Raw genomic sequence first — 11,487 nt, forward strand, 5'->3', positions numbered from 1 at the left:
CTTAACGTCTGATAATTTTTGAATATCTTTGAATTTCATCCAAGGATTATCCATTGAATTAAATAATTTTGCTGATTAATTTAAGATCAAATAAATTGTACATTTTTTGATTTATGACGGAAGTCTAGTGTGTATAAAACGCATTAAACTTAATTTTTTCTTCACAAATTATTTTACTTTAATTAAAAATATGCATAATTACCATTCATTAGCTCAACCACTTTTAAAGTGAACTAAAAATTCAGCCATCAAATATATACCGATTAAAAAAGCAATCAGTTAAAATAGGGCTTGAATTTTTTGATGGGGAAATTCCTCCGCATAACTGCATAGATCCATCAGCAAAATTGTCTGGTTGATTAAAATCAGAGTGATTGCATTTTGGCCGATAAGCGAATCATGCTGTCGAATGACAAACGATTGCGGAAAATGATTCCGCCTCAGAAATATACAATTAAGTATTAATTTTACACAAAATATTATTGCCTTTCATCCGATTTAAAATGGCCATTCTCTGTCCTGAATCAGCGCATATGCAGAACTGCTCGACTTCTGGGGCTATTAAGAAAAACTAAAAAGTGCAATCTCTTTAACATTTTTAAAATAAAGGTTGAAACATGCATAAACTTTTTCATAAAATGGACGGGCCCTAGAAAAATAAATACAAGGAACATTTCATGACTAAGAAATATGCAAAATTTTTACCGTGTACGGAAGAATTTAATTTAGAAAACTTTCCCTATTATTGGGTTACTCAGGTTCATGCTCAATATGTACTTAATGTCGATCACGCACTTAAAAAATATGGTGTCGACAATTCGCGCCGCCGTATCCTTCTTGCCTTAAAATCCAAACCGCATGCGAGTGTATCCGACTTATCAGAGATGGTCGTATCTAAAATGTCGACCACCACTAAAATTGTTTATCGCTTAAAAGATGAGGGTCTGGTTGAGACTTATTCATGTGAAGATGATGCACGAATTACCCGGGTATTTTTGACCGAAAAAGGCATGCAAATGACACATAAGATCAATGATCTGACCAATATAGTACTAGAGCAGTCATTTGAAGGCTTGACGCCTTTGCAAATTGAAAAAACCATGGAAAGTTTACGTCATATTTTTAAAAACCTGGCTCGTTAAAAGCCCTACTTTTTATTTTTAAATAGACGCTGGCGAATTGGCATACTTTCAATAATAAATAATTCACCGGAGCTTTCTAAGAATCAAAAAAGTTCAGTTGTGGGCTGGCTTTTTTGATTTTTTCTTTGGGGACATGTGAACATTCAAACTCTTCTTCCGGAAAGCCGTGTACAAAACTCCGAATATCCGGATGACTCAGTGTCAGCCATTCTTGTAGTCGCTCATGCGGAATCACGATCACCGAACGTTTGATGTTTCCAAGCTCATGAAATTCTTTCATCATCGGATGGTCAATGGCATCCATGGTGATCATGCTGGCAGATCGTACAATTTCCCCTTGTACTCGTGTAATCTCATATACTGCCGCAATAAAAGTCGCCTGACCATCTTGACGTCTTATACCCCAACGCTGTGGTTTATTGTCAAAATATTTGGACTCATAAAACTCGGCAACAGGAATGACCCCAAAATGACATTTGGCAGTGGCTTCGGCAAAGGTTGGCTTTTGCAATAAAGTTTCATTTCTGGCGTTATAGGTCTTGGTAGCTATACTTTTATCTTCTGCCCATTTTGGAATCAGGCCAAAATTTACCGACCGCCATTCCAGTCCTTGAGCTGAATGAAATAACAGCGGTGTAGCATAATTGGGATAGACCTCTTCCGGATATTCAAAGGGAATTTCGGGCAACCCCAGATTATGCAATTGTTCTAAGCTTAAAGGTTTAAAGTTGGCACACATGGCGGATTAATGTAAATCATTCGACCACTCGATTATAACCTGATGTCTGAGCCAAACCTGTAATATTGATATAGATTTGAGTATCATGAATTCGGTATGGTAAACCAGTGTGTCCGGGTAAACTCCTCAAAAATCCAGCGACCATTAAAACGTCCGAGTCCTGAGTTTTTCTCGCCGCCAAAGGGTGCATTAGACTGATCTGCAACACTGATCCCGTTAATATGGGTCATGCCAATATCCAGTTGTGCCGCAAAAGCGCTGCCGCGTTCGATATTTGATGTACAGACTGCACTGGACAAACCGAACTCTGTTGCATTGGCCAGATTTAAAGCATGGGCCTCATCACGTGCTTTTAAGATCGGTAAAATCGGACCGAAGCTTTCTTGTTGTGCTAAATCAGAATCGGCTGCGACGTTAATGAAAATATGCGGATAGACCAGATTTCCTTCAATTCCGCCCTCATATACCAGCTGTGCGCCCTGCTCGCTGCCTGTCTGAATGATCTGTTGATGCTTTTTGACCTGACTCCGATTAATGATCGGCCCGATGATGGTATCTTCCAGATTCGGATCGCCCACTGGAATCATTTTGACCCGATCCAGAAGCTTATCCACATAAGCATCATGAATAGATGCATCGATAACAACCCGATTGGTGCTCATGCAAATTTGTCCCTGATGCATAAAACGCCCCATCAAGGTCAGTTCAACCGCCAGATCAAGGTCGGCATCATCCAGAATCACCAAGGGTGCATTGCCGCCCAGTTCCAGTGCCAAACGTTTGATTCTGGAACTGGCCAGAGCTTTACTGCCGACACTTTTCCCCACTTCAGTCGAGCCGGTAAATGAAATCATTTTTGGCACTGAATGCTCGACAAAATAATCCCCGATTTCACTGCCAGCACCGGCAATAATATTCAATGCACCCGGAGGCAAACCGGCTTCTTCAAATAATTTCCCGATTAATGTACCGCCAGTCACCGGCGTATCACTGGCTGGTTTCAAGACAACCGTATTGCCACAGGCAATCGCTGTCGCCACTGAACGCAAGGACAGATGAAATGGAAAGTTCCATGGGCTGATGACTGCAATCACGCCTAAAGGTTTACGCAAGACCAAACTTTTCCGTACTGGATCTTTGCTTTCGAGCTGTTCAGTTTTCAGCTGATCTGGAAATGCCAGACTTTCGTGAATAATCCCCAAGGCAGCATCTACCTCAAGGCCGGCTTTAATGCGCGTACTGCCTGATTCAATAATCAGCCAGTCAATGATTTCTGCACGGCGCTGCTGAATAATATTAATTAAATTTTGCAATACTGTTTTACGGACTTCAATGGAATTCAAAACACCCTGTTGAAAAGCCTGTTCTGCTGCCGTATACGCACTGTCTACATCGACAGAGCTGGCAGCTGCAAGACTCATAATTTCGGTTTGGGTAAAAGGATTGATATTTTTTATGATTTTGGTTGAAGTTCCATGTTGCCACTGACCATGAATAAACTGCTGGTCTAAGTCCTGATATACCGTCATCATTTTATTGTTCCTCGCAAGCTTTGCTCCACTTTAAGAGTTCAACTGAAAAATTTCTAGTCAGAAAGACAGCTGCTTACCATTAGACAATAAAAAAGCCTCCGAAGAGGCTTTTTTAAGTTAGACGGGATTAGTCACCTGTATAACCTTTTAACTTTAAACGTGCTGCATGTAAAAGTGGCTCGGTATAACCTGATGGCTGTTCACCACCTTTAAAGATCAGGTCAGACGCTGCCTGGAATGCAATATTGTTGGCAAAGTCTGCAGACATTGGCGTATACAACGGATCATTGGCATTTTGCTGATCTACAATTTTCGCCATACGCTGCATCACTTCTTCTACTTGCTCACGGCTTACCACACCATGACGCAACCAGTTCGCCACGTGCTGTGAAGAAATACGTAGAGTCGCACGGTCTTCCATTAACCCGACATCGTTGATATCGAGTACTTTAGAACAACCTACACCTAAGTCTACCCAGCGAACCACATAACCCAAGATCCCCTGACAGTTATTTTCAAGTTCTTTGGTTTTCTCTTCTTCAGACCAGTTAGTGTCTGTTGCTAATGGTGGCGTTAACAAGTCATCTAGTGACAAGGCTTCAGTTGCCAATAACTCTTGCTGACGATCCGCAACATTAATCTGATGATAGTGAATCGCGTGAATTACCGCACCTGTTGGTGATGGCACCCATGCACAGCTCGCACCTGCTTCCGGATGTTCAGTTTTGGTTTTATACATGTCGAGCAACATATCTGGTTTTGGCCACATGCCTTTACCGATTTGCGCTTTGCCACGTAAACCTGCTTGCAGACCGATCATCACGTTACGGTTTTCATAAGCCGGGAACCAGATCTGACCTTTGACTTCGCCTTTACGTACGAATGGGCCTGCTTCCATAAAGGTATGGATTTCGTCACCGGTACGGTCCATGAAGCCTGTATTGATGAAAATAGTACGGTCTTTGGCTTGTGCAATACAGTTCTTCAGGTTTACAGAAGTACGGCGCTCTTCATCCATAATCCCGATTTTTAAAGTTTTTGCAGGCAAACCCAGTACCTGTTCCGCACGTTCAAACAATTCAACGGCAAATGCCACTTCTTCAGGACCATGCATTTTTGGTTTAACGATATACATTGAACCTTGACGCGAGTTCTTGATGGTATTTTCACCTTTGATGTCGGCAAAAGACAACAATGGTGTAATCAAGGCATCCATGATGCCCTCAAAAATCTCTGCACCATCGACCAAAATGGCAGGGTTTGTCATCAAATGACCGACATTACGCAGCAACATCAATGAACGACCATGAACCTTGGTTTCACCACCTTCCACATTTTTGAAAGTACGGTCTGCATTCAGTGTACGGGTAACTGTTTTACCATTTTTCTGAATGGACTCTTCTAAAGTGCCTTTCATCAGACCTAACCAGTTACGATAGCCTTCCACTTTTTCTTCAGCATCAACCGCTGCAATCGAGTCTTCCAAATCCTGAATGGTGGTAACTGCAGCTTCAAGAACTACGTCTTTTACGCCAGCGGCATCAGTCTGGCCAATCGGGCTCGTTGCATCAATTTGCACAATAACGTGCAGACCGTTATTTTTAAATACGATTTCAGTCGGTGCTGACGCTTCGCCATTGAAGCCAACAAATTTAGCGCTATCCGCAACAGTCGTTGTAGAACCATCTTTTAATGTTACAACCAGTGCGTTGCCATCAACTGCATATTGAGTTGCGTCTGCGTGTGAACCTTGTGCCAATGGGAAAGTTTCGTCAAGGAAGTTTTTCGCAAATGCGACAACTTTCTCACCACGTTTCGGGTTATAGCCTTTACCTTTTTCCGCGCCATCTTCTTCAGAGATCACGTCGAAACCATAAAGTGCATCGTAGAGAGAACCCCAACGTGCGTTGGCTGCGTTGAGGCAGTAACGTGCATTACGTACCGGTACCACCAGCTGTGGGCCGGCCAATACGGCAATTTCTTCGTCTACATTTTCAGTGCTGATTTGAAAATCTTCTACTTCTGGTAACAAGTAGCCAATTTCAGTCAAGAAAGCTTTGTAAGCTTGTAATTCAAATGTGTTATTGCGGTGCCATTCATCGATTTTCGCTTGAATGTCATCACGCTTAGCCAAAAGTGCTTTATTTTTAGGGCTAAGATCAACAACGACTTGTTCAAAGTTTTTCCAGTAAGTTTCACTATCCAAACCAGAACCTGGTAGTGCTTCATTTTCGATAAAATCGTAAAGTTCTTTAGCAATCGCTAACTTGCCTTTTTGAATACGTGCAGTCATTGTCTTTCCTGATATTGCTACTTTTTATACAAGAGATTCTAGTATACCGATTAAAATCTAGCTGAATAGTATTATCAAATTGCTAAATACTGAGCATTTTTCATAATATGAGTACCCTCATAAACATATCAGACGTCGCTCAGCCGCATTGAGATATCATTCTGCTAAATACCCTAATGACAGTGTATAAAGTTTTCGAAATGTAGAAATTAGACTTAAGTTCAGATTTTCGAGTAAAAATTATGCATTCTAGTTATACACGATCATATTTAGATCAAGATTAAGCCATGTTTGGCCCTAGTTGTCGATCAATTACCTGCTTATTTTTATAAAAAAGCGCCAGTCAATGACCAGCGCTTTTATTCTGCTTCCTACTCACTCGAGATAGTTTTCTGAATCTGACGATGTTCAGAATTCAGATATTCATCCGACTGCATTTCCAGTAAACGTGAACGCGTCCGTTCAATTTCAAAGACCAGTTTTTCACCTTGGTAAATATCAATAATATTGTCTTCCGAGGTCAATAACAGTTTGACACCACGGTCATAGAACTCATCGACCAGATAAATAAAACGGCGCGTCCCATCATTGAGGAAATCGGTCAGGTGCGGCACATTACTGACTAAAACCGTATTATAAATATTGGCAATTTCAATAAAGTCAGCCGGGCTACGTGGTTTTAGACACAGCTCAGAAAACTCGCACCACAATACATCTTCGGTATGTGACACAGTTTCCACAATACGGTTATTGATGATAATCGGCTCTTCAGAGCAGGGTTGCGTCTGAGTCAAAGCACTGAAACGTTGCGCAATCCAGTTTTTATGATCATGGGTTAATGGGAATTTGAATAACTGCGCCTGTTTTAATACGCGTAAACGGTAATCGACGCCGGCATCGACGTTTAACACCACACAGTTTTTCTTGACCAGTTCAATCGTCGGCAGGAAACGGTCACGATGAATCCCGTTTTTATACAAACCGTCTGGGGCAATGTTCGAAGTTGCAACCAAAGTAATCCCGCGTTCAAATAGTTTCTGGAACAGATCACTCAGAATCATGGCATCGGTGACATTGGATACAAAGAACTCATCGAAACAGATAATCACCGCGTCTTTATAAATCTGATCCGCGACCAGATCCAGCGGATTACGCTGCCCAGAGAGCTTATTTAATTCACGATGCACATGCTGCATAAAGTGGTGAAAATGCATCCGGGTTTTACGGCGAAATGGAATCGAATCATAAAACTGATCCATTAACCAGGTTTTGCCACGACCCACACCACCCCACATATACACGCCATTGGGAGAAGTCTGACGGCGAAAACGGCGAAAGGCTTTTTTCGAGGCCTTAAAACGCTGAATCAATTCCAGCCAGACACGATTCAGTTCATGTACTGCCATTGCCTGTGCATCATCAGGCATAAACTGTCCCGAAGATATTGCTTGTGCATAACGTTCTGCAGGAGAAATCGGACTAAAGGCGGTGCTGTGCTGTGAATTAAAATCGGACATAGAGTTTCGTACTATTTGGGATCAATTTAATTATAGCGGAGTTTAATCAACACACTATAACACTTTGGCATAAACAAGCTTAGGCTATTTCACATATTGCCGAGGGCTTTGCCCAAACCAGCGTTTAAAGGCATGGTTAAAAGCAGCCGGCTCGGAATAGCCCAACAACTCTGCAATCATTTCAATTGAATACTGTTTATATTCAATCAATCGCAAAGCCTTATCTTTAATAATGTCTTCGCGAATTTGTTTATAACTGGTATCACACTGCTGTAACTGATGCCGCAAGGTTCGCTCCGGAATATTTAGCGCCTGCGCAGTTTCGGCCATGCTCGGCATCAAACCACTTTGTATTTCCAGATAATCCTGAACGCGCTGCACCACTGTCGGTGTCTGCTCATCCTGTTGCAAACGTTGCAATTCAGCAAAACACTTGGCTTCATACAGCGCAAAGGTCACCGTATCCGCAGACGGAATTTTAATATCCAGAACTGCTTCATCAAACCAGAATGCCGCACTTGGTGCATCGAACTGAACCTGTGTCCCATAATAATCATGATAGACCTTTAAGGTATTCGGCTCTTGCGGATGGGCAAATGGTAACTCGATCCGTAAATCAGGTTTGGACAAGCCCATCATTTTGTAGATATCACGGATAAACTTGAAAGTTCCCGAAATCTCCGCCTGTGCCAGCAACACACCCAGACCATCTTCCAGATTTTTCGGTCGATAACACAACGCGCTATGATGCTCGCTTTGTTGCAAACCCAATTGTCCTGTCAAATGCGTCAACTGTTGAAAGCGGATCACCTGATGCAGCGCATCACGTACCGTCGGACTGGTAACCAGTAACATCAACAACGGACCATAACCTGCCAATGCATAATGCTGGCCAATCAATAATCCCTGTTCAGCTTCGATTTCCTGCCCTACGACCTTAAGTACATCATGTTCCAGACTCGGATGAATAATCGAGCCAGGATCAAAGGCATCGACACGCAGTCCAATGTTTTGCAGCTTCTGATCGACGTCTATGCCCGCCTTGCGCATCCCTTGAATCAAATACATCAGACTGAGAACAGAACGTTTCATAACCATACAAATACAATGTGATAGTCTTAGTTGTACTATAAAAATAAGTGTACTGCTATTGCCGTTTAGATCAATTTTAGGTCTAATCTTTTATCAGTGAATGATGATAATAATCTCTTATTAAAATAAGCAAGGAATGCAATGATGCTGGAAAATACAAGTGCCACCCGCTCGCCACCCTTTACCAAAGTCGCCATTATTGGCGCCGGTTTTGGCGGTATTGCCATGGCAATACGTTTACAGCAGCAAGGCATCCATGATTTTATTCTGCTGGAAAAAGGCCATGAATTTGGTGGAACCTGGCGAGACAACCAGTACCCTGGCGCAGCCTGTGATGTGCAGTCACATTTATATTCCCTCTCATTCGCTCCGAAAAGTAACTGGTCAAAACGCTATGCCGAAGCACCCGAGATATTTTCCTATATTCAGGATCTGGTAAACGATTATAAGCTGCGTGCGTTCTGCCGCTTAAATACTGAAGTCCTTTCAGCGCATTACCAGGCAGAGCGCTGTCTGTGGCAATTGCAGTTACAAGATCAAAGTATCCTGGAAGCCCAATTTGTCATATTTGCTTCAGGGCCTTTACATATTCCCCAGATTCCACCTATCCCCGGTATTGAGAAGTTTCAAGGGAAAGTCTTTCATTCTGCACAATGGGATCATGCTTATGATTTAAATGGCAAAAATGTCGCATCGATTGGCACAGGTGGCAGCGCCATTCAATATGTTCCGGAAATTGCCCCACAATGCAAACAACTCTATGTCATGCAACGTACTGCAGCCTGGATCATTCCTCGCGATGAACGTGTCTATCACCCTCTCGAAAAGACACTATTTGAAAAATATGACTGGTTCCGAAAACTGCACCGTGCCCGCTTATATTGGTCAAATGAATCGCGGGTCATCCCCATCGTTAAACCCGGAATCATGAAATACACCCAGAAACTGGCAGAACTGTTCATCAAATACCAGATTAAAGATCCTGAGTTAGCTCAAAAACTCACTCCGGATTACATCATGGGTTGTAAACGTATTCTGGTTTCCAATAGCTATTTCCCGACTTTTAACCGCAGGAATGTAGAACTGGTGACTGAAAAGATTCAGGAACTTACTGAAAATAGCATCATTACCCAAGATGGTCAGGAGCGGCCAATTGACTGTCTGATTTATGGCACCGGGTTCATTACCGATCCACGCATCTATATGAAGAATTTTCAATGTACTGGGCTGGATAATCTACAGCTCAATGAGGTCTGGAAACAGGGGGCTGAAAGTTATTATGGAATTTGCATGAAAGGTTTCCCAAACCTGTTTCAATTACTGGGCCCAAATACCCTATTGGCACACAACTCTGTGATTTTTATGATTGAGGCACAAGTTGACTATATCTTGCAGCTCATGCAGCGGGTCGATCAATCACATAGCGATGCCATTATGGTCAAAGAGCAGGCGCAAGATACATTTAATCAGCAGGTGCAACATATGTTTGAACAGACCGTATGGCAATCTGGCTGTGTCAGCTGGTATCAGCAGGAAGGTGGCAAGAATTTTGCCCTATGGCCGACTTATACCTGGAAATACTGGCTGAAAACCAAGAAACCCAATACCGCAGATTATCGATTATTCAATAAAGTTAGCTAAAAGCTTTTCACCATCTAGCATCAAGCGATGGCATAATTTAAAGATAATTTTTTCAATCTATTAAACTTATGCAATCGCTTTGGCTCATCTTTCAGCTTCTTCTCTGTTTGGCACTCGGTTTTGCTTTGGCGAAACGGATTCCAGTATCGATGATTAAAATCTGTTTCAAGCTCTTACCTTATTTTAGCTATGTGTTACTGATTGCGATTTCCTTTGAATTCTCACAGCTTGTGGATGAATTACAGCACCCCCTACAGATTCTGAGTACATCCATCAGCATTGCCTTTCTGACATCACTCGGTGCTTTTGCTATTTGCTATTTGCTGTTCAAGTGGGCTGGTTTTCTTCCCAGTTCAGGCAGAGTATCCCTTGATCTGGTAATTAAATCCTTACTGAATATGAGTTATGCTTTTTTGGCACTCGCAGGCGGATACTTTTTACATGCTGGCTTGAGTCTGTTTGATCTGTCCTTACACATTAGCACTTGGCATTTGTTACTGGTATTTATGTTTTTCATTGGTCTAGATCTGGCTTATTCGCCACTGGATCGTTCTTGGTTAAATATCAAAATTCTTCTGGTTCCAATCGGTTGTATCTTCGGTTCATTATTCGCAGTTATGCTCTATTCATTCTGGAACACACAGATTGGCCTGAAAGATTTGATCATGCTGTCACAAGGCTATGGATTTTACTCAATGTCAGGCGTTGTCGTGACCGAGCTTCGAAATGCAGAACTCGGCAGCATTGCACTAATGAATGACCTGTTTAGAGAAATTTTTGCCATCTTACTGATGTATTGTATGGGCTGGAGATATCCAAGATCGGCCATTTCCGCAGCGGGTGCAACTGCAATGGATGTGACTTTACCGATGGTTAAGCAGGCATGCGGTCACGATTTTATTCCGCATGCTATGGTCAGTGGATTTATTTTGTCATTGTTAGCACCAGTCATGGTGAGTGTACTGGCAGCGATTTAATTGCTTTATTGCTTTCTCAATCTCCCTAAGTCTCTCTTTTCTAAAGAGGAACTTTCCTTCCTGACTAAGTTCTAAAGCAGGATTTTAAAACGAAGCACAAGCAAGAAAGGCTGACTAAAAACTTAAATCAATATCACTTAAGGCATCGCCTACTGTTTCAATAACATCCGAAGCAAGGCTGATGGCATCAGATGCCAAACTGACCACATCGATCCCCGCTGTCCAATCTGCTGAGCTTGCCTGCTGTTGTTGCTGTTCTTGTTGCTTAAGCTGTTCCGCCTGTTGAACATTTTGAATCACGTCATTCTGTTCTTTTTCTAATTGTGGTTCAGATGAAGTCATCATTTTTCCTTTTTATTTTATAACCATTTTTTTCAATAGATCTCTTGCGAAAGTTAATTTAAGAGCATCCAATTCACCATTCCAGCAATTAAATTCATTCTTAGACCAAATCGTTTCCGTCTATTTCTATAGCGTTCTGTCAATATCCGAAAATGTTTAAGTTTGCCGTTGATATGTTCAATTGTGATCCTACGCCGACTGATTTCTTGGTT

At 42.0% G+C, this 11,487-nt stretch carries 10 protein-coding genes; 3 read left to right on the top strand and 7 right to left on the bottom strand.

The features are described from left to right. Positions 1–677: 677 nt before the first annotated feature. The gene (locus FTV30_RS14270; RefSeq protein ID WP_005097294.1) at positions 678–1,142 is read left to right on the top strand and encodes a MarR family winged helix-turn-helix transcriptional regulator; all 465 of its coding nucleotides are present in this window, start codon (positions 678–680) and stop codon (positions 1,140–1,142) included. Between the two features lie 76 nt (positions 1,143–1,218). On the opposite strand, the gene FTV30_RS14275 is transcribed toward FTV30_RS14270, so the two are convergent. The 5 genes from FTV30_RS14275 to FTV30_RS14295 form a co-directional block, all read right to left on the bottom strand. Continuing rightward, complete coding sequence (locus tag FTV30_RS14275) at positions 1,219–1,881, bottom strand: SOS response-associated peptidase family protein (RefSeq protein WP_180001809.1); 663 nt, start codon at positions 1,879–1,881, stop codon at positions 1,219–1,221. A gap of 83 nt (positions 1,882–1,964) precedes the next feature. Further along, a complete protein-coding gene (locus FTV30_RS14280) occupies positions 1,965–3,413 on the bottom strand; it encodes an aldehyde dehydrogenase family protein (RefSeq protein WP_180001810.1) in 1,449 nt (482 codons plus the stop codon). A gap of 127 nt (positions 3,414–3,540) precedes the next feature. Then, a complete protein-coding gene (locus FTV30_RS14285; protein WP_180001811.1) occupies positions 3,541–5,706 on the bottom strand; it encodes a malate synthase G in 2,166 nt (721 codons plus the stop codon). 371 nt (positions 5,707–6,077) lie between these two features. After that, positions 6,078–7,223: a cell division protein ZapE gene (gene zapE, locus FTV30_RS14290; RefSeq protein WP_180001812.1), complete on the bottom strand. Its 1,146-nt coding sequence runs from the start codon at positions 7,221–7,223 to the stop codon at positions 6,078–6,080. 84 nt (positions 7,224–7,307) lie between these two features. Then, positions 7,308–8,315: an AraC family transcriptional regulator gene (locus FTV30_RS14295; protein ID WP_005097302.1), complete on the bottom strand. Its 1,008-nt coding sequence runs from the start codon at positions 8,313–8,315 to the stop codon at positions 7,308–7,310. Between the two features lie 141 nt (positions 8,316–8,456). On the opposite strand from FTV30_RS14295, the gene FTV30_RS14300 reads away from it, so the two are divergent. Together FTV30_RS14300 and FTV30_RS14305 are read left to right on the top strand one after the other, a co-directional pair. Next, on the top strand, positions 8,457–9,956 hold the full coding sequence (locus FTV30_RS14300) for an NAD(P)/FAD-dependent oxidoreductase (protein WP_005097304.1): 1,500 nt from the start codon (positions 8,457–8,459) through the stop codon (positions 9,954–9,956). Between the two features lie 68 nt (positions 9,957–10,024). Continuing rightward, positions 10,025–10,933, top strand: coding sequence for a lysine exporter LysO family protein (locus FTV30_RS14305; RefSeq protein ID WP_100329615.1), 909 nt, complete (start codon positions 10,025–10,027; stop codon positions 10,931–10,933). A 114-nt stretch (positions 10,934–11,047) separates the two neighbouring features. On the opposite strand, the gene FTV30_RS14310 is transcribed toward FTV30_RS14305, so the two are convergent. Both FTV30_RS14310 and FTV30_RS14315 read right to left on the bottom strand, forming a co-directional pair. Then, complete coding sequence (locus FTV30_RS14310) at positions 11,048–11,275, bottom strand: hypothetical protein (protein ID WP_100329616.1); 228 nt, start codon at positions 11,273–11,275, stop codon at positions 11,048–11,050. Positions 11,276–11,328: 53 nt separating this feature from the next. Further along, a partial coding sequence (locus tag FTV30_RS14315) for a transposase (RefSeq protein WP_373683721.1) occupies positions 11,329–11,487 on the bottom strand: 159 nt, incomplete at its 5' end.

The sequence above is a fragment of the Acinetobacter sp. YH12255 genome, assembly GCF_013417355.1.
GTDB lineage: Bacteria > Pseudomonadota > Gammaproteobacteria > Pseudomonadales > Moraxellaceae > Acinetobacter > Acinetobacter pseudolwoffii.

What these genes read in the sequence shown, in the direction of transcription:
- FTV30_RS14270 (WP_005097294.1), top strand. Translation starts at nt 678, where the DNA reads ATGACTAAGAAATATGCAAAATTTTTACCGTGTACGGAAGAATTTAAT.
- FTV30_RS14275 (WP_180001809.1), bottom strand. Translation starts at nt 1,881, where the DNA reads ATGTGTGCCAACTTTAAACCTTTAAGCTTAGAACAATTGCATAATCTG.
- FTV30_RS14280 (WP_180001810.1), bottom strand. Translation starts at nt 3,413, where the DNA reads ATGATGACGGTATATCAGGACTTAGACCAGCAGTTTATTCATGGTCAG.
- FTV30_RS14285 (WP_180001811.1), bottom strand. Translation starts at nt 5,706, where the DNA reads ATGACTGCACGTATTCAAAAAGGCAAGTTAGCGATTGCTAAAGAACTT.
- zapE (WP_180001812.1), bottom strand. Translation starts at nt 7,223, where the DNA reads ATGTCCGATTTTAATTCACAGCACAGCACCGCCTTTAGTCCGATTTCT.
- FTV30_RS14295 (WP_005097302.1), bottom strand. Translation starts at nt 8,315, where the DNA reads ATGAAACGTTCTGTTCTCAGTCTGATGTATTTGATTCAAGGGATGCGC.
- FTV30_RS14300 (WP_005097304.1), top strand. Translation starts at nt 8,457, where the DNA reads ATGATGCTGGAAAATACAAGTGCCACCCGCTCGCCACCCTTTACCAAA.
- FTV30_RS14305 (WP_100329615.1), top strand. Translation starts at nt 10,025, where the DNA reads ATGCAATCGCTTTGGCTCATCTTTCAGCTTCTTCTCTGTTTGGCACTC.
- FTV30_RS14310 (WP_100329616.1), bottom strand. Translation starts at nt 11,275, where the DNA reads ATGACTTCATCTGAACCACAATTAGAAAAAGAACAGAATGACGTGATT.